The organism is Paenibacillus montanisoli (assembly GCF_003268025.1).
In the GTDB taxonomy this organism is placed as follows: Bacteria; Bacillota; Bacilli; order Paenibacillales; family Paenibacillaceae; genus Paenibacillus_Z; species Paenibacillus_Z montanisoli.
The window spans coordinates 469,611-488,480 of sequence record NZ_QLUW01000003.1 but is presented as its reverse complement, the minus strand read 5'-3'; the positions used below and the strand labels follow the sequence as shown (position 1 = coordinate 488,480).

17 protein-coding genes are annotated in these 18,870 nt (G+C 51.8%); 1 reads left to right on the top strand and 16 read right to left on the bottom strand.

All coding sequences use genetic code 11. From position 1 onward, the window contains the following. Nucleotides 1-57 precede the first annotated feature (57 nt). The 15 genes from DL346_RS18095 to DL346_RS18025 all read right to left on the bottom strand — a co-directional run bounded on the left by DL346_RS18095 (nucleotide 58) and on the right by DL346_RS18025 (nucleotide 16,358). Entirely contained in the window at nucleotides 58-675 is a 618-nt protein-coding gene (locus DL346_RS18095; protein WP_112883549.1) for an NUDIX domain-containing protein, read from the bottom strand. A gap of 92 nt (nucleotides 676-767) precedes the next feature. Further along, nucleotides 768-2,111: a DUF4179 domain-containing protein gene (locus DL346_RS18090; protein ID WP_165822566.1), complete on the bottom strand. Its 1,344-nt coding sequence runs from the start codon at nucleotides 2,109-2,111 to the stop codon at nucleotides 768-770. Then, nucleotides 2,104-2,646 (bottom strand): sigma-70 family RNA polymerase sigma factor, encoded by a 543-nt coding sequence (locus DL346_RS18085; RefSeq protein WP_112883547.1) that lies wholly within the window; start codon nucleotides 2,644-2,646, stop codon nucleotides 2,104-2,106. Before DL346_RS18085 ends, DL346_RS18090 begins: the two co-directional genes overlap by 8 nt. A gap of 689 nt (nucleotides 2,647-3,335) precedes the next feature. Then, nucleotides 3,336-4,696 (bottom strand): IS3 family transposase gene (locus tag DL346_RS18080; protein ID WP_112883546.1). Its coding sequence is split into 2 segments (ribosomal slippage): nucleotides 3,336-4,240 and nucleotides 4,240-4,696, totalling 1,362 coding nucleotides; the frame shifts between segments, so codons are not numbered across the junction. 90 nt (nucleotides 4,697-4,786) lie between these two features. Further along, nucleotides 4,787-5,014 (bottom strand): hypothetical protein, encoded by a 228-nt coding sequence (locus tag DL346_RS18075; RefSeq protein WP_206098547.1) that lies wholly within the window; start codon nucleotides 5,012-5,014, stop codon nucleotides 4,787-4,789. Between the two features lie 210 nt (nucleotides 5,015-5,224). Next, a complete protein-coding gene (locus DL346_RS18070) occupies nucleotides 5,225-5,989 on the bottom strand; it encodes a cyclase family protein (protein WP_112883544.1) in 765 nt (254 codons plus the stop codon). 130 nt (nucleotides 5,990-6,119) lie between these two features. Then, nucleotides 6,120-7,115 carry a C40 family peptidase gene (locus DL346_RS18065; RefSeq protein ID WP_112883543.1) on the bottom strand — a complete coding sequence of 332 codons (996 nt, stop codon included), beginning with the start codon at nucleotides 7,113-7,115 and terminating at the stop codon, nucleotides 6,120-6,122. 315 nt (nucleotides 7,116-7,430) lie between these two features. Continuing rightward, on the bottom strand, nucleotides 7,431-7,667 hold the full coding sequence (locus tag DL346_RS18060; protein ID WP_112883542.1) for a hypothetical protein: 237 nt from the start codon (nucleotides 7,665-7,667) through the stop codon (nucleotides 7,431-7,433). A gap of 469 nt (nucleotides 7,668-8,136) precedes the next feature. Then, nucleotides 8,137-8,619, bottom strand: coding sequence for a zinc ribbon domain-containing protein (locus DL346_RS18055; RefSeq protein WP_112883541.1), 483 nt, complete (start codon nucleotides 8,617-8,619; stop codon nucleotides 8,137-8,139). A gap of 201 nt (nucleotides 8,620-8,820) precedes the next feature. Beyond that, complete coding sequence (locus tag DL346_RS18050; protein WP_112883540.1) at nucleotides 8,821-10,452, bottom strand: type 2 periplasmic-binding domain-containing protein; 1,632 nt, start codon at nucleotides 10,450-10,452, stop codon at nucleotides 8,821-8,823. A 101-nt stretch (nucleotides 10,453-10,553) separates the two neighbouring features. After that, complete coding sequence (locus DL346_RS18045; RefSeq protein WP_112883539.1) at nucleotides 10,554-11,447, bottom strand: carbohydrate ABC transporter permease; 894 nt, start codon at nucleotides 11,445-11,447, stop codon at nucleotides 10,554-10,556. A 25-nt stretch (nucleotides 11,448-11,472) separates the two neighbouring features. After that, nucleotides 11,473-12,441 carry an ABC transporter permease gene (locus DL346_RS18040; RefSeq protein ID WP_112883538.1) on the bottom strand — a complete coding sequence of 323 codons (969 nt, stop codon included), beginning with the start codon at nucleotides 12,439-12,441 and terminating at the stop codon, nucleotides 11,473-11,475. A 219-nt stretch (nucleotides 12,442-12,660) separates the two neighbouring features. Next, nucleotides 12,661-13,569 (bottom strand): AraC family transcriptional regulator, encoded by a 909-nt coding sequence (locus DL346_RS18035; RefSeq protein ID WP_112883537.1) that lies wholly within the window; start codon nucleotides 13,567-13,569, stop codon nucleotides 12,661-12,663. A gap of 166 nt (nucleotides 13,570-13,735) precedes the next feature. Continuing rightward, nucleotides 13,736-15,358 carry an ABC-F family ATP-binding cassette domain-containing protein gene (locus DL346_RS18030; RefSeq protein ID WP_112883536.1) on the bottom strand — a complete coding sequence of 541 codons (1,623 nt, stop codon included), beginning with the start codon at nucleotides 15,356-15,358 and terminating at the stop codon, nucleotides 13,736-13,738. Between the two features lie 73 nt (nucleotides 15,359-15,431). Next, a complete protein-coding gene (locus tag DL346_RS18025; RefSeq protein ID WP_240633272.1) occupies nucleotides 15,432-16,358 on the bottom strand; it encodes an MBL fold metallo-hydrolase in 927 nt (308 codons plus the stop codon). Nucleotides 16,359-16,586: 228 nt separating this feature from the next. Here DL346_RS18025 and DL346_RS18020 point away from each other — a divergent pair, with 228 nt between their 5' ends. Continuing rightward, nucleotides 16,587-17,768, top strand: a complete 1,182-nt coding sequence (locus DL346_RS18020) for a conserved virulence factor C family protein (protein WP_112883535.1) — start codon at nucleotides 16,587-16,589, stop codon at nucleotides 17,766-17,768. 230 nt (nucleotides 17,769-17,998) lie between these two features. Here the strand turns inward: DL346_RS18020 and DL346_RS18015 are convergent, their stop codons facing one another. Then, the gene (locus tag DL346_RS18015) at nucleotides 17,999-18,781 is read right to left on the bottom strand and encodes a transglutaminase domain-containing protein (protein WP_112883534.1); all 783 of its coding nucleotides are present in this window, start codon (nucleotides 18,779-18,781) and stop codon (nucleotides 17,999-18,001) included. Nucleotides 18,782-18,870 lie beyond the last annotated feature (89 nt).

The following is an 18,870-nucleotide window of genomic DNA, read 5'->3' as shown; positions in this document are numbered from 1 at the left end:
CGCTAAATTACGATATCTGCACATGAAGTGTACGCTCTGGAGTTAACTCCAAGTCAACTACAAATCAGAAAACACATACTCTAGCCACTTATTTTGAGGGTACACAATCTCAGGCAGCGTATGAAGCGGAGCCCAAAATAACTTGAACAAATGGTGATCCGCTTCACGGTCCCACTCGGTTAAATCGCAATTCGTTCGCAAATGGTAGAAGTGCCGTGAAACCTTCGCGGTAAGGTCAGCCGCTTGCACCCATCCCGTGATTTGATAGGTGATGTAATTGGGATCGGGATATTGATCGCCTTCCCTATATGAAACTTGAACAAAATCCCCTTGTTTCCGCTCTTCTTGTACCGTAATTCCCCGCCTGATCTCGGCCCACTGGGAGCTTGTTAAATCCGGTCTGGAAAATACCTTGGCTTGCTTATAAATGATATGTTCACCGGATAGATCAACATCTAGTTTTCCGATATATCGAATTCCAATAAAATCATCTAATCCCGTTTCTTCATATGCTTCTCGCAGGGTAGCTTGTTCACATTCCTCGCTTAATTCAACCGTACCGGCGGGAAGCTGGATCCCTGCATTCGGATGTTGGATCAGAAGAAGCTCCGTTCCCGCAGCTTTTTCCCTCGTGATCAAACATGTGACCTTACCTAATACATTAGATTGATGCATGTTTCACCTCATCCTATTAGAAATCGCTCCATTATTTTACCATAAAATACCTAAAACAGGCTGCCGAATGCCGGCAGCCTGCTTTAGCTCTACTATTTAATTCTGAGATTTATATCGCCTAGGATCCTGGACGGATAATCTTCAACGTAGAGCGTGAGCGGGCTCTTGTACTCCGCTTTACGGATATAGTACTGGAACTCGTTTTCTGTCGATCCCGTCATGTTGGATTCGAATTGTTTACCGGATGCATCCTTGTAGGTGCTCGAAAACAAATGGTACTGACGATGCTCATCAAGCGGATGGTCATTATCCAAACGAAAGACTAGAACGCCTTGACCATTCTCGCTGCTGGTACCGACATCTACTAGGGTAAGCCGATCGTCCGGTCGGAAGAGCAGCTTCTTGCGATCTAGATCAACCTGTACCTCCAGCTTATTTTTGTCCATCGCCCGAATGCTGCTTGCCCGCAAATAGAGCTTCTCCGGCTTGCTGAAATAGTTGCTCTGGAAGTAAAGCACCTCCTTGGTCTCGCTAATGTTCGAAGCGGATATGCCGTTGATGATGGTGCCGAACGTCTCGCCCTTCTCGTCTTCGATCCGGATATCGTCAAAGTAAAACAATTTCTTCGTATTGGCCGGATCGTAAGCTACCTCCAGCCCGATTCGAGTCGGATGGACGGTCATCGTTCCGAAAGTGATCCGCTGGCCTTCAACGGTAACCGTCTGGTTGATCGCATAGGTTTCTTTCTTGCCCTCGAATTTCGTTTTATCTACCGGAATGTTAAACTTCCATACCGGACTGCTAGTGGCAGTTTCATTCACCTCATCGAACTTAACCTCCAGCTCCAATAGTTCCGGTATACCGGTCCCCTCATGAAAATTAAAGTCGATCGTTCCTTGCTTGCTTACCCATTTTTCACTGAAATCCGAGGCTCCATATGAAGTGGAAGTATTCGCGTTATTGGCCAGCTTCACGTTTCGGAGGTTGACCACGCGCTTGCGTCCATCCTGGTTCGTTAAGGTGTAGAAAACGATAACCCTCGATTCATCCGCAAGGATGCCGTCCACCGTCATTTTGATGCCGTCGTGTTCTTCCGATAGACCGACCTTCTGCATAAAATCATTTTCTATCGCAAGCTTTAAGCCTTTGTCGTAGTTGATTAGCTCAACGAGCGCGCGAAGTCCGGGGATATCGCCGACATAGGCGGCTACTGTAGGAGAGAAGCGGACGGACGCTACCATGACGAGAAGCATGAACATGGCCGTACAGGAAACCATTCTCGTTAGCACTCGGCGCCTTCTGCGCTGCCGGCCAAGCCGCATGCCGTTCTTAATCGCTTCATCGATTGCAGAAGGAACCGCGATCCGATCGATATGCTCCTTCATCGCCTCCAGCTCCTGCCACTCCTGCGCGTTATGGTCACGATACTCATTCATGACATTCACCATCCTTCTCCAGCCTTTTCCGAAGCCCGCCTAGGGCTTTGTGCAGCCATGTTTTGATCGTGCCTTCCGGCTTCTTAAGCGTTCTCGCAATCTCCGTAATTGTCAGATCGTGATAATATTTCAGCTGAATGACAGTCCGGTAATTGACGTCCAGCTGCTCGACTGCCGATTCGAGCATGACTCTCTCCAGCAATGTTGATTCGCCGCTTGTCGCGTGCGGCTCTTCAGCAGCCGCAGCCTGTTGCTGGTCTCCTCTCCTCCTGGCCTTCCGTTTGACCTCGTCCGCACAATAGTTCATTAAGATTCGGATCAACCAGCTGCCAAAATAACCCGGCTCTTTCAACTTGCGAATCTGCACGTACGCCCGGCAGGTCGCTTCCTGAACCGCTTCAAGCGCATCGGCTTCATTTCTCAAGTACGTATATGCGATCCGGTACATTTTTTCCTTGTGCTTCGTAATGAGGCTGTAGAAAGCCGCATCATCGCCGCGTTTGGCCGCAAGGGCCAGCAATTCGTCGTTATCCATGCGTTTTCCTCTCCCGCCATATTGCTTCTATAACCATTAGACTTCGCAGACAGCCAAACGGTTTTGCTTTGTTGAACAAAAAACGAAAAATATGCGGTAAAACGGTGAAGGTGAGGCCAAGAGAGGTAACCGTTACCGCACATGGACGGCAAAGCTGCGAAAACGAGGCCAAGAGAGGTAATAGTTACCGCACATGTGCGGCAAAGCGGCGAAAACGAGGCCAAGAGAGGTAACCGTTACCTCACATGGGCGGCATAGCGGCGAAAATGAGGCCAAGAGAGGTAACCGTTACCGCACATGGGCGGCAAAGCGGAGAAAACGAGGTCAAGAGAGGTAACACTTACCGCACATGGGCGGCAAAGCGGCGAAAACGAGGTCAAGAGAGGTAACCGTTACCGCATATGGGCGGCAAAGCGGCGAAAACGAGGCCAAGAGAGGTAACCGTTACCGCTCATGGACGACAAAGCGGCGAAAACGAGGTCAAGTGAGGTAACCGTTACCTCACATGGGTAAATGCAAAAGGCGGCAGTCATTTTTGCAAATGACTGCCGCCCATATCTTCACGTCAACGTTCTCTAGAAGAACTATTGACTCTAGTAGTATGGCCAAATCGAACGGTATTTTATACCTTCATTGTAAAAAACGGCAGCCTAATTCTGAAGTGACCCCTTAAAGTTAGACAAATATGTTTAGGCAACCTGTTGGGCATGAGTTCGGTATTGTACCGGACTCATGCCTTTTAATCTTGCCTTGATACGTTTGTGATTGTAGTAGTTCATGTATCGTGCCAGTTCTAGCTTAAAGTGATCTACACTTTCAAATTCATTAAGATATAGAAACTCCGACTTCATAATGCCAAAAAAGTTCTCAATTACCGCGTTATCGTAACAATTGCCTTTACGAGACATGCTTTGAGTAATTCCTTTTTTCTTCAAAGCATGCTGGTACTGTTTCATTTGATAGTGCCAGCCTTGATCCGAATGCAGGAGAAGTTCATCCTCTTCAGATAAGCGTTTAAATGCCTGATTCAGCATTTCAGAGACTAGAGAGTAGGTAGGGCGAGATGCTACTGTATACGTGATAATTTCACCGTTATACAAGTCCAACACTGGTGATAGGTACAGCTTTTCTCCAAACAACTTTAATTCCGTAATATCTGTAACCCATTTTTCATTAGGTTTCTGAGCTTTAAAATTACGATCGAGTACATTAGGGGCTATTTTACCGACAGTCCCTTTGTATGAACGATACTTCTTCATGCGAACAATTGATTTCAATCCTAGCTCTTTCATGATACGCTGCACTTTTTTATGATTAACCCGATAGTCCCGATTCAAGAGCTCATCACGGATACGACGATAGCCGTAAAGGCCTTTATGCTCCTCGTAGATGCTCTGAATGAGGAGTTTCAGTTCTACATCAGGATCAGGCTTGTCTAACTGTTTAACCCAGTAATAGAACGTACTACGAGGGATTTCTGCGAGCTCTAGCAACGCATTCACCGTAAATTCAAGCCTTAATTCATAGACTATTTGCGATTTGTCTTGTTTGGTGATTTTTCCTTGTTTTGAACTAAGGCATTCAACTTTTTTAAATAGGCGTTTTCCATACGCAGACGTTCTATTTCAGCTTGGAGGGCTTCCACTGATCCTTCGGTGGGTTCTTGTTTCTTCGTAATCTTTTTGTTCTTATCTGTCACGGGTAGACGCCCCTTTTTCTTTGATTTCAGGGCGTCTAGTCCATGTTCATGGTATTGGCTGCGCCATTTTCTAATGATCCCAGGAGAGGAAATATTGAAAATGACAGCTGCTTCATTTGGAGACGTCCCATTCTCGTTCATATAGTTGAGTACGTCTAGTTTATATGCCGTGGAGTAAGCTGTATAGGTTTTTTCAAAAGCTTTTACACCGTGATATTCGTATTGCCTAATCCACATACGTAAAGCTTCATGATTTATCCCTAATGATTTTGCAATGCTCTTGACCCCTTCAGTACCATCTTGATACCTGTGAATGGCATTCAATTTCTCATCTAAACTGAAATAAGGCAAAAAAAACCGCACCTCCATTGTTAGTCGTGTCTAACAAATGGGGTGCAGTTCAATTCAAGGCTGCCGTTCTCCGTGTTCGGTCAGTCAACCTCACCAAGTCAACCAACCGCTGGTTCGTTGATAGCCGCGCAATAATTCATACTGCCCGCTGCGCATGATGCGTTTCATTTGCGTTCTATATTTTCGGTAATCATCTTTTCTTGCTGTTTTGCTTTCTTTGTTGAAATGCACGCTTTTAATCCCTTTGCGGAAATCTCTCCGCTTCTCTTTTCTTGGGTCCTTGTGTTTCTTAGCGAGCATTACGATACCAGTGTACATCTTCATCCCCGTTGTACCGGGTTAGATTATAGCCATTTGGCCATTATTTCGGCACAACTAATAGAAGAAGACCTTAGGATTGAACATGCAATCACCCCTTATAAGCAAGGTTGGATAAAATCGAGATAAATCCGGCAATCACGGAGTGTCTGTACAATATCTCGCGGAACCTTGCCATGAAACTCTTTTGGAAGGTTCATTGATTTGGAGTTACCGAGCCTCCTCTATAATTGCAACGGGACGCGCCCAACCGGCGCTGCCCTTTTCCACTTTCACCGGGAAGCAGCACACTTTGAAGCCGAACGGCTTCGGAATTTGATCCAGATTGGCCAGCTTTTCAATCTGACAATATTCCCGGTCCTTGCCGACGTAATGCGCAGCCCAAAGCACGCCCTCTCTCGGATTTGCCTTATAGGCTTCTGCCTGCAGATTGAGCGGAATATCCCAGCCCCAGCCGTCAGTGCCGACTACCTTGATACCCTGATCCAGCAGCCATAACGTTGCGTCGGCCGATACCCCGGCATGCAAGAATGCATAATGATCATGATACAGTCGCTTGTCTGGGTCACTGCGGATGAGTACAATATCGTACGGCTTCAACGTGTATCCGATCCGCTCCAGCTCGGCGATCAAATCGTCCGTTGTAATCTCGTAACCAGGCGGCTTCATGCTGAAATTCAGCAGCACCCCATCGGAAAAAAACCACTCGAGCGGCAATTCATCGATCGTTCTAGCTTGCTTGCCCTCCGAAGTCGGCCAGTAGTGCCAAGGCGCATCGATATGGGTTCCCGCGTGAGTGTTCAACGTTACCGTTTCTGTCGCCCACGCCTTGCCTTCCGGAAAATCTTCTTGCTTCAGCCCCAGTATTGCTGCCGCTTGGCGCGCGCCGTCCTCATGGCTCCCATAGTCGATCTTTGCCGGGAGAGGCTCGCGGATCCGCGGACTAATCGTTACGCTTAAGTCTATAAATTTCATGCTTTCGTCTCCATCTGCTCTTTCCGGTTCAACCCATTATATCAACCTGAAAGCTATTTTTGAGCCTATTTAATAAAAACAATTGCAAAAAACCGGAAAGGCCGAAGACCTTCCCGGTTTTTCTACTGGATTAAAGCGCGCTGCCGCCAAACAGGAAGCGATTCTCCCATTGGCCGCCTGCGATGTCGCTGATGCGAACGCCGCCGGAAGCGGTTGAGTATGTATTCAGCATTTGGCCATTGCCCAAGTAAATGCCGACGTGCGTGATTCTCTCGGTCGCTTTGTCCACGCCGGCGTAGGACGAAGCCTTAGACCCTTTGTACGCCATGAAGAACATCAAGTCGCCGCGTTTCAGCTGGTGCCAGTCCGTCTTCACGGCTCCGCGATCTTTGACGAAATCGCCTTGCTGGCGGGAATCGTACGGAATCGTCACGCCTGCGCCTTCGCGGAATGCGGTGCGCGTGAAGTCGGAGCAGTCGAACGTCGTCGTCGTGTTGCGGTCGGAGCCGTACTCGTACGGGGTCCCCAGATATTTCATGCCTGCTGCGATCACTTTCTCAATCGCTTGCGTACCGGTTGTTCCATCGCCGCTGCCGGAGTCGCCGCTGCCCGTACCAGGCTGAACGCCGCTTGGCAGTGAGAAGCTTGCCCCTTCATTGATATACTGGTCGCTGGAGCTGACATAGCCTGTTACTCCGTTGGCGTCCTTAACCGCATACCAATAGCTGTTCGGCTTGCCGGTAATCAACACCGACTCGCCTTTGCTCATGTACCGGATGCGCGCGCCGTCCGTAGAAGGCGACTTGCGGAACGATACGCTGGACACGATCGACGCATTGGAGATGATCTCGATATATTTCGCGGAAGAAGACACATACGCAATCTTGCCGTTTACATCTTGAACCTTGTACCAGCTTGCGTTCACCTTCTCCAAGATTACGACGTTTTCGCCCGCCTTCAAATATTTGTAGACAGTGGACGAGGTTGAAGGCGCGCTGCGGAAGCTGACGCTCGCCTGGATTTCGCCGACAACCGGTGCCGGCGCGGAAGCGGCGCCAATTACTGCAGGCATGACCAGCAAGGCAGTCATAATAAGGACAAGGAACGAGGCTGCAAACTTTTTCATGTTGATATCTATCCTCCTCTTGGATTTGGTCGTGCCGAAGGCATATTGACCCTATCGTTCATTCTACTTTTGCGCCTATGCGGCATATATCGACCTCATGTCTCATTTGTCGCATCACCCGCTAGTCTGATAGAACTAGCAATCATTTCCGCACATGCAAAAAAGACATCCCCTCCCGGAGATGCCTTCGAACGAATCCCTGCATTTGCTAGACAAACACGATTTTCGCCAATTCATACTAATTTCCTATAATAAAGACTTAAGCACCAAAACTCGAAGCTCCATTTTTCCGGGATGTAAATGTTTCCAATCCCATTACTTCTTTTCAAGCCCCGGGACCAGCACTTGCAGCTCCGCTTCGTTCGGGACTTTCTTCATCAGATTCATGAGTGTGTCGTACCTGTTGGGCGAATCGAGGACGGACTGGTAATCGTGTTTCCCGATCGACGGAAAAACCGCCACATCCCCGGTATGATAGTACAAATACAAGGATGATTCATCTTCATTATACGAGCAGAATGCGATTTGCTTGGATTCCACGGGTACGAGCATAGCCAAAAACCTCCCTATGTAGTGTATCGCCAAGGACATTACTATATATATCCTAATAAATACCGTAAAAGCACAATAAAAAAGCATAATTTCCGTAAGTTATTCCTTATTCCAAATACTTAATCTCAAGTAACGCTCCCTCCGCAGACGATGCTTGCCAATTGCCTCCAACGGCACTCGTCACAGGGGACGAAATTTCGACAAAAAAACCGCCTGTGAAAGAGGCGGTTGATCTAGCTATCGTTTGATGCGTGTGTACGAGTCGGTTGAACCAGGGTTACGTCGGCTGAATAGTTGCTTTCTTCTAAATTCCCGTTACGCAAGTGCTTTATCATCCTCTCCTTCTTGTTTACGGAATGTATTCGACGTTCAGGGTACAATACCCTTTGTTTTTGAACGTTCAGATATAAAAAAACAGCCCTCGTACGATGCATGCTGTACAGGGCTGTTCTCTTGGAAGAATGATTTATTAGAACCCGGAACCTGAGGCTGCTAAGCCGGTGCCGCACGATACGCAGAACTTCGCATTCAGCTCGTTCTCGGTTTTACACTGATTGCAGATCACGACGATTTCGCCGACCGTCGTTTCGTTCTTCGGCTCCTCTCCGAGCGCTGCTCCGCAGTCCGGGCAGAAGCGCGCATCGAGCGCAACGACCTTGCCGCAGCTGCATGTTTTCTCATATTTAAGCATCTTGATCCTATCTTCCAGCTGGCCGATCTCAACATGCAGCTCATCCACCTGCTTGCAGCAGTTTCCTACTTCTTGCTCGGCCAAAGACATATCCTGCGCTTGGTGCGCGCGGTATACCGCCGCGCCGATCGCGGTGTAAATTTTATCGATTTCCTTCTCCTTGCCGGAGATTTGCGCCTTCAGCTTCGTAATCTCAACCGTTTGCTGCGCTTTCTTCGCCGCTTCCGATGCGCCTTGTTTGACTTTATCGAAAAAGGACATCTATGATCGTCTCCTTCAACTATTTGTCTATTTTTGTCCATTTTAACACAAACGGCCCTTTCCGGTCATGCGAATCGATAGACCTAGGACGCCGGTAAATGGCCGCGGTTGCTATAGTTTATGTGTCGCACGGCGCCGCAAGAACAACAAAAAGGAGCCGGGAGCATTGCCGCTCCCGGCTCCTTTATAGGTTCGCCCTGCTTATTTGCTGCCTTTAAACCGGTCGTACTGAGCGCGCTTGATTTCGAGGTAACGCTTCGCGCCCATTTTATCCAGCGTCTTCACGTAGTTGTCCCACTCCGCTTCGATATCCGCTTTGCCGGTAATGAACTTCACGCGCATTTCGTCGATATACTTGCCGATATCCGTCAGAATCGGATCGATTTCCATCGACTCTTCCTCGGTAGGCGCGAAGTTCGGCCATACTTCCGCCGGCGCGAACTTATCCAGCTCGGAAATATCGGTGTTGATCTCTTCGGCTACCGTCGTGCCTTTTACGCCCATGCGAAGCTCTTCGGACGGCTCCACGTACGGATAGTAGCCGCCGTATACGTTGTCGACGTATTGGAAGGCGCCGAGCTGCATGCCGCCCTCGTAGTTCTTGATCTCATCGATATATTGAGGTTGGCCGTCAACCATCTTGAAGGTTTCGCCTTCAAGGCCGAGCGTACCGAATTTGGAGCCTTCTTCGCCGTAGAAGTAATCAACCCAACGTATCGTTTCGGCCGGGTACTTGTTCGCCTTCGTGATCTCGAAGGAAGAGATGCCGCGCGCCGGGTTATCCAGCCAGTTCATGATGCGGTCGCCGTTCGGCCCTTCCAGCGCGTTGATGCCGACGAAGTTGTCCTGCACCTTGTCGCCGAGGTAGTTCGGGCCTACCCACGAGAACGCGCCTACCATATCCTTCGCGCCGTCCGCTACCCACTGGGCGTACTCGACGCCCGTGAACGTTTGCGGGTGGAGCAAGCCTTCGGTGTACAGCTTCTTCAGATAGAGCCAAACTTCCTTATATTTCGGATCGTTGAATACCGTTTGCAGCTCGCCTTTATCGTCCAGGTAGATCCAGCTCTCCGCCGCCTTCAACCCGCCGTTGCCCATGCCGAAGCTGCCAAGCAGCTGGCGTTCCAGCGTCCAGTTCACCGAGCCGGAAGGCATATACCAGCCGGTCTCGTCGGCTTTGCCGTTGCCGTTTGCGTCCTGCTCCTTGAACGCCTTCAAGGCGTTATAGAACTCGTCGATCGTTTGCGGTTGCTGCAAGCCGACCTTGTCGAGCCAATTTTTATTGATATAGATACGCAGCGATGCGAATGCCTTGGACGTATCGACATAAGGAAGCGAATACACTTTGCCGTCCGGAGCCGTTACCGCTTGCTTGATTTCCGGATGCTCCTCGAACAGCTTCTTAATATTCGGCGCGTACTTGTCGATCAGATCGTCCAGCGGAATGAAGATGCCCTGCTGCCCGTATTTCGCAATCTCGCCTTGCGAGAAGCCCAGCTGGTAGAATGCATCCGGCAAGTCGCTCGACGCCATGATAATGTTCTTGCGTTCCCCTACGCTTGCGCCCGGAATCTCCTCCCAGTTCACTTTCACGCCGGACATTTCCTCGTATTTCTTCCACATCCACAGATCCTTGGACGCCGGGTGGACATCATTGAAGCCTAGGCGGGTCAATTTCAGCGTAATGCCTGTTTTCAATTCCGATGTGGTTCCCTCGTTGTTGCCGGTCGAGGTTCCATTGTTGCCTCCATCGCCGTTATTGCTGCTGCAGCCTGTCAAAAGCACTGATGCCGTGAATGCTGATGTCACTAATAGCGTAGACAACTTTCTCATCGAAAAGCATCCCCTCTGCCACTAATTTGGATAGTTCTGTATCTGAAAAGGCGAGTCCGCTTGAATGGCGGTTCATACGCCTTGCCGAGATCTCGGTTCGATTAGCCTTTAATGGCACCGACAAGAATGCCCTTCTCGAAAAACTTGGACAGCATCGGATAGATAATGAGCAGCGGCAGCGACGAAACGACGACAACCGCGTACTTCAGCCCTTCCTTGACGATCATCCGCTCGGCGTACTGCTCGTCGACGGACACGGACAGCATGCTGTCCATCTGATTCTGAACGAGAATTTCCCGAAGAATCAGCTGCAGAGTGAACAAGGAGCGATCCGACAAATAAATCATCGCTTCGAAGTAGGAGTTCCAATGCCCTACGCCGTAGAACAGCAGCATGACCGCAATGATCGGGGTCGATAGCGGCAGCACCACTTTGTACAGCAAATGGAAATCGTTAGCGCCGTCAACATAGGCGCTCTCTTCGAGCTCGACGGGAATCCGCGTCTGGAAGTACGTCCGCATGATGATGAGGTTAAACACGCTCACCGCGCCAGGCAGCACGAGCACCCACATGGTGTTAACGATGCCGAGCTGTTTGTTGACCAGGTACGACGGAATAAGGCCGCCGCTGAAGAACATCGTGAACGTGAACAGGAACGTAAAGATGCCTTTGCCGTAGAAGTGCCTGCGCGAAAGCGGGTAAGCCCCGATTGTCGTCATAATGATATTGATCATCGTGCCGACGAATGTGTACAGAATCGTGTTCTTGTACGACATCCAAATGTCTTTATTCTCGAACACCTTCGCGTAGCTTTCTACGTTAAAGCCTTTCGGCCACAGCAGAAGCGGATGCTCGAACATCAGCCTCGGGTCGCTGACCGAGGCGAAGACGACGAACAAGAGCGGATACAAGATCACTAGCAAAATTACGAGTACTAAGAAAACGTTGATATAATCGAATAGCTTTTCCGATGCCGTTCTCCGAATGGCGTTCATGCCGCTGTCCCCCTTCAAAGCGCCTCTACCAAAGGCTAGTTTCGTTGATTCTGCGGGCAACCGTATTTACAAGCAGAAGGATGGCGAAGTTGATGACGTTGTTGAACAGGCCGATGGCTGCCGAGAAGCTGTACTGCGCGTTCTGGATACCGGATTTGTACACGTACGTGGAAATAACCTCGGACGTTTCCAGGTTCAAACCGTTCTGCAGCAGCAAAATCTTCTCGTGGCCGACGCTCATAATGCCGCCGACGCTCAGGATGGACAAGATCACAATCGTAGGTGCGATGCCTGGCAGCGTGATGTGCCAGATCCGGCGGAACTTGCTCGCGCCGTCGATGTAAGCCGCCTCGTATTGATCGGGCGATATACCGGACATGGCCGCGGTATAGATCAGGGATGCCCAGCCGATGCCCTGCCAAGTGCCGGACCAGACAAAGATGCTCCAGAAGCTGCCTGGCTGCGAGAGAAAACTTTTCGGCGTCCCCCCGAACAGCTCGATCAAGGCGTTAATGACGCCGTTCGTCGGCGAAAGGAAGAATAAGAGCATGCCGACAGCAACGACGACCGAAATGAAGTGCGGGGCATACGAGATCGTCTGGGCGATCGTCTTAAACCGCTTGCTGCGTAATTCGTTAAACATAAGTGCTAGAATAATAGGGGTCGGAATGCCAATTAAAATGCTATAAAGCGATATAGCAATTGTGTTGCGTACGATAGGTCCGAAATAATAGGAGTTAAATAGCCGCTCGAAATGATGGAAGCCGGCCCATGGACTGCCCCAGATGCCGACACCGGGCATAAAGTTCTTGAACGCGATTTGCACGCCGTACATCGGCCAGTACGCCCAGATGGCAAAATAAACGACAACAGGCGCAATGATGAGATAGAGAACGGCGCTCTTCTTCAGTTTCTTCTTCACGTCCATGAAGCGCGTCTGCCGCTTGGGAGTGTTTGCGGGTACGGCGGTTGCTGCGACGTTTGTACTTGGCATATCGGTTCTCCTTCCGGTTTCGGTACACTGAATGGTTTGATGAATGGATCGAAACGTTTCGATCCAGTTGTAAGCGATTCCAGAAAATCGGGATCTTTAGCCCTTTTTTTACCATACTTGCCCTTTTTTGATAATTGCTATATGTCATCTTTAAACTTGTTATATTTGTCATTATAAAACTGGCATTTAACAATGTCTTTTTACTTCCGGTCCATGAATTTAACGTTTCGCTCCATGTTGAGATGCGAGCGATACCGTTCGGAAGGCTTGTGGGGACAGCCCCGTATGCCTTTTGAAAAATAAGCTGAAAGCATGAATCGACGGGAAACGCAGCTTCTCTCCGATGCTCGAGACCGTTTCGTTCGTTTCCTTCAGATCATGTTTGGCTTTGTCCAAACACTGGTTGCGCACGTATTCGCCCAGCGGGATTCCGATATGGCGTTTAAATTCCCGTGCCAGGTGAGTGCGGCTGAGATGGAATTTCTCTGCGATCCCTTCAATCGTATGGCTCGCATGCACCTCGGCATGCAAGTAATCAAGCACATCCAGCATATTCGACAGCGGCCTTTCCCGCTGCTCTTCGACTTCTTCGGCATGCTGATCGGTTTGAAAAACGCGCAGGACGGAGACGAGCAGCTGTACCATAATGCCGTGCACCATCTCTTCTCCGCGCGGCCTCGCGTTCCGCAGCTCCTGCATGATGCGGTCGCCTGCCTGCTTCAAGATCTGGTGCTCGTCCTTCTTCGCCCTGTTCATATCGAGCCGGTAATAGTCGTATTCAAGGCCCGACAGCTGGTCAAAGTTAAAGCCGAGAAAATAAAGCTGAAACGCCGTGTCCCCCGATGCCGCGCCTTGATGCCGTTCACCGGGCTTGGTCAAGAACAAATCGCCTTTGCTCACGCGGAAGAAGGATCCGTCGATCGAGAACCATCCGCTGCCGGAGGCGACATAGCAGAGTTCAAAATGATCGTGGCTGTGACTCTCGACACACCATGATTCATGCAGGACGATGCCGATATAGTTCAAGTTTCCCCGCCACAACATCGACTCCATGTCGTACCGAAGCTCCCGATCCGACTCCCTGCACACTGCTCGCAGGCCGGCTTTGCCGCTGCCTGTTCCTCCCATCGCGATCCACTCCTTCCATTTTCCAAATTCCTAGTTACTTCGCTATTATAGACATATTTAACCTATAATTTGTACCGCAGAGGGTCCTATTTATTTTTCGATACGTTTCAACAAAAAAAGACTTTGCCGAACCGGGGTTCGACAAAGTCTATAGAGTGGATGGTGCTTATTCAGCCGGATACATGCGCTCGCGAAGCGCTTTGATTTCAGCGCTCTCGAGGTACTCGTCGTACGTCATGATACGGTCGATGACGCCGTTCGGCGTAATTTCGATAATGCGGTTTGCGATCGTTTGAACGAACTGATGGTCATGCGATGTGAAGATCAGCGTGCCGTCGAAGTCGATCAAGCCGTTGTTGAGCGCCGTAATGGATTCGAGGTCCAAGTGGTTCGTCGGTTCGTCCATGAGCAGCACGTTCGAGCCCGACAACATCATTTTGGAAAGCATGCAGCGCACTTTCTCGCCTCCGGAGAGCACGCTAGCTTTCTTCAGCGCCTCGTCGCCGGAGAAGAGCATACGGCCAAGGAAGCCGCGGATGAAGCTCTCGTCTTGATCCTTCGAGTATTGGCGCAGCCAGTCAACCAGGTTCATCTCGACGCCGTCGAAGTAAGCCGAGTTGTCTTTCGGGAAGTAGGCCTGCGTTGTCGTCACGCCCCATTGGAACGTGCCCGCATCCGGCTCGATCTCGCCCATAAGCAACTGAAACAGAATCGTCTTCGGCAGCGTGTTCGGGCCGACGAGGGCGATTTTGTCACCTTTATTGACGGTAAGCGTCCAATTGTCGATCAGCTTCGCTCCGTCAACCGACTTCGTCAAGCCTTCGGTCATCAGCAATTGCTTGCCTGCCTCGCGCTCCGGCTTGAAGTTGATGAACGGGTATTTACGGCTGGATGGACGGATGTCATCAAGCGTAATCTTATCAAGAAGCTTCTTCCGGGAAGTCGCTTGCTTGGACTTGGATTTGTTGGCGCTGAAGCGTTGGATGAACGCTTGCAGATCCTTGATTTTGTCTTCCTTCTTTTTGTTGGCGTCGCGCTGAAGCGCAAGCGCCAATTGGCTCGACTCGTACCAGAAGTCATAGTTACCGACATACATCTGGATTTTGCCGAAGTCGATGTCCGCGATATGCGTACAAACTTGGTTCAAGAAGTGACGATCGTGAGATACTACGATAACAGTGCCTTCATAGCGGGAGAGGAAATCTTCCAGCCATTCGATCGATTGCATGTCAAGATGGTTGGTAGGCTCGTCGAGCAGCAGAATGTTCGGGCTGCCGAACAAGGCTTGCGCCAAGAGCACGCGAACCTTCTCGTTGCCGGAGAGCTCCGACATTTGTTTGTCGTGCATCTCCGGCGGAATGCCAAGGCCGTTCAGCATGCCTGCCGCTTCGGATTCGGCTTCCCAGCCGTTCATATCGGCGAATTCCGCTTCCAGTTCGCCCGCCCGCATGCCGTCCTCGTCGGTAAATTCCGCTTTGGCATAGATCGCGTCTTTCTCTTTCATGACTTCATATAGACGCTTATGACCCATGATAACCGTTTCAAGCACGCGGAACTGGTCATACTCGTAATGGTTCTGTTTCAGAACCGCAAGACGCTCGCCCGGCGTAATGTGAACTTCGCCGTTCGTTTGCTCAACGTCGCCGGAAAGAATCTTCAGGAATGTCGATTTGCCCGCGCCGTTCGCTCCGATCAGACCGTAGCAGTTGCCAGGCGTAAATTTAATATTTACATCTTCAAATAGCGCACGCTTGCCGTAGCGAAGCGTGATGCCGCTTGTGCTAATCATTGTGCTTAATCCCGTCCTTCTCTAATAAATCTTTTTCATCACACCATTATAGCATAAAATCGCGAAGAATTGCTTAGTTGACATCATTTAGTCGAACAGTTTCCCCATGCGGCAAGAGCATTACGGTTCCGCGCGCAAGCTTGAGGCGGCCGATCTCGGCCTCGAGCCGATCCAGCGCTTCGCGCGGCGTGTCGTCCGCCAGCTTGTAAGATCCGTAGTGCATCGGCACGAACCGCTTGGCGCGCACGTCGAGGAACGCTTGCAGCGCTTCTTCGGGCGTCACGTGCTGCGGCCCCATGAACCATTCCGGCTCATAAGCGCCGATCGGCATGAGCGCGATGTCGATTTCGAAGCGGCGGCCGATTTCCTTGAAACCGTCGAAATATCCGCTGTCCCCGGCGAAATAAAACGTTGGCCCCTGCGCGGATTGCACGACGAAGCCGCCCCAATGCGACTTGTTCGTGTCCGTTAGCGTGCGCCGCGTCCAATGCTGCGCCGGCACGAACGTGAAGGTCACGCCGCCAATCGTGGCCGAATGCCACCAATCCAGCTCGATAATCGAGGAGAATCCTTTGCGCCGCAGCTTATCTGCCAGCCCGATGGGCACGAGCAGCGTTTTGCTGCCTGTCAGCTGCTGAAGTGATTTCAGATGAAGATGGTCATAATGTGAATGCGAAATTAGGACGACGTCGATTGGCGGCACGTCTTCAATCGCGAGGCCAGGAGGCGACATGCGCTTCTGGAAGGCGAGCTGCTCCGCCCAAATCGGATCGGTTATAATATTAAGTCCGGAATGCTGAATCAGAAACGTCGAGTGGCCGATCCAAGTCAGCGAAGGCTCGGCGGCATTGGCATGCAAATAGATCAGATCCGGATTGGCGTTCGGCACCTTATAGGAATAATCCTTCAGCTTCATTTTGCCGGCCCGTTCCCTCCGCCACTGTCTGACTTCCTTGAACGTTCTCGGCACTGCGGCCTGATTTAAGTTTTCAAAGCGCATGGTTCGCTCACGTCTCCCGTCGTGTTCGTGTTGTCTGCTTTTTGTCTATTTGGCTGTATGATACAACCATCTCTATTTCAAAGATACCAAGCTTAAAACGAATAATCAAACGGGTAGAGCAGGTGCTCGTGGCCAATTGTGGTTTTCTTGGCAAATGGTTTACACTAGAACAATAACGGCAAGCGTTTCCGGGACAAAAGCGAAGCGTGAATACGGGGGGAAACTACTATGAAATTGCTTGGAATAGAGCCGACGCCCAGCCCGAATACAATGAAGCTGAACGTCAGCGAGAAGCTGCCGGCCGGGCAGCGCGCGAGCTATGCGCCGGCTGGCGCAGCCGGCGCGCCGGAGCCGCTGCGCAGCCTGCTTGGCATTGAAGGCGTGCGGGGGCTGTTCCGCACGGCGGATTTTATTGCGCTCGACCGGAAGCCTGGGGCGGACTGGGAGCGCATCTTGGCAGAGGCGCGGCGCGTGCTGGCAAGCGGCGACGAGGCTTTGGGCGGCCAGGCCGCCGGCGCCGCCGGGGCCGGGCCTGGCGCGAGCGAAGCCTTCGGCGAGGCGCACGCGTTCGTGCAGCTGTATCGGGGCATCCCGATGCAGGTGCGCGTACGCCCGCAGGGCGGCGCCGAGGCGCGGGCGGCGATGCCCGCGCGGTTTGCGGAGGCGGTGACCAAGTCCGCCGCCTCGTCGATGATCCGCGAGCGCATGCTGGAGGAGCTCGGGGTGCGCTACGGCGAGCCCGAGGAGATTGCCGCGGAGCTCGTGAAGGAGCTGGATGCCGCTTATCCGCAGGAGCGGCTGGATGCGTTGACCGCCGCCGCGATCGCGCTTGGCGGCGGAGATGCCGCTGCCGCGGAGCCGGCTGCGCGGCCGGCTCCGCTGACGGCCGAGCAGCTCGCGGAGCGGCTCGCGTCGCCGGATTGGAGCGTGCGCTACGAAGCGCTTACGCGCACGGCGCCGGAGCCGGCGATGTTGCCGCTGCTCGCCAAAGCGATCAGCGACGACAACGTCTCCATCCGGAGACTGGCCGTCGTCTATCTCGGCGAGCTGCGCCTGCCGGAAGCGATGCCGCTGCTGTTCGCGGCGCTGCGCGACACGTCCGCGTCAGTCCGGCGCACCGCCGGCGACACGCTGTCGGATCTTGGCGACCCCGCCGCGATCCCGCCGATGATCGAAGCGCTGCGCGACCGCAACAAGCTCGTCCGCTGGCGAGCCGCCCGCTTCCTCTACGAGGTCGGCGACGACTCCTCGGCCGAAGCGCTGCGCGCAGCGGCGGCTGACCCTGAATTCGAGGTCAGCCTGCAAGCGCGTATAGCGCTCGAGCGCATCGAGCGCGGCGAGGAAGCTGCCGGCTCCGTCTGGCAGCAGATGACGCAGAGCCGCGATAAGCAAAGCGGCACGAACCAATAAAAAAGGCTGCCCGCGCGCTGGCAACCCATACGATGCTATTTGGATGAATTTCGATGCTTTTCGCCCATTTTATGCCGAATAACGCTCGTAGAGTCCGTTAGCTTGCAAAACGCAGCCAATTTGCTGAAATAACGCCGCTGGAGTTCGTTGAAAGGGATTTCGTTAGAATGACAGACCAAAAAGACCAATTTCCCACGCGGAGAAATTGGTCTTTTTCATCATTGGCAGCGTTATTTCGCAGCCGGATACGCCTTCGTCCAGCTATGGTCCTTCCTCATCTCGCTGTCGCTCTTCAGAAAATACGCGTAGCTGATTTTATTAGGCCGGTCAGGCAGCGGATCGTCCCATGTGACATCCATATGGCGCCAGCCGCTATCAAGCCGGACCATATTCCACACATGGCTGCCGGAGTTTACCGTCCCCTCCACGATCTTCGATTCAATGCCCGCATGCGCCAGCATCCGGTGAGCCAGCAGCGAGTAGCCTTGGCAAACAGCAGTGCCGCTGTCTAACGCCTCGCTCGCCGTGTAGCGCCGAAGCGTCGTATCGTAGGCGAGATGAGTAACGATCCAATCGTGTATATAGGTGACCGTCTCCAACGGAGTCAGCCGGGCAAGCACATCCGGGGAAAGCAGCTGCTTGATCTGCTCGTCCACCTTTGCGGTTTGGTCAGCCGTTTCTCTGAATTTGATCGTCAGCTTGATTTTCGCCGTCTTGCCCCAGGTGCGAATGGTATATAAATAGGAATCGACTATGTACGCAATGTAGTCGTTCTCAGCGAAAACATCTTGAAGCAGTGCGGGAAAATGCTCGGACAGCTCCTTCCGGTCTCCCAGGTAGTCGAGCGAGATTTCGGACTGCTGCTGCAGCAACTGGCGCGAAATTTCCGTCCGCAGCTGATGGAGCGTGGAACTGGCCGTTTCCGCATGCGCCGGCTCACCTTTGAAATGCGAGCCAAGCCCCGCTAAGAGAATCAAAGTGACGAATGCCAATCTGACTATGAACCGGAACATGTCTGCTTGACTCCCTCCCTTCGCACCTTGGCATTTTAGTGATTCCTGCTATTATACCAAAGCTTGGCAGCGAGAATAAAGCAGATGCG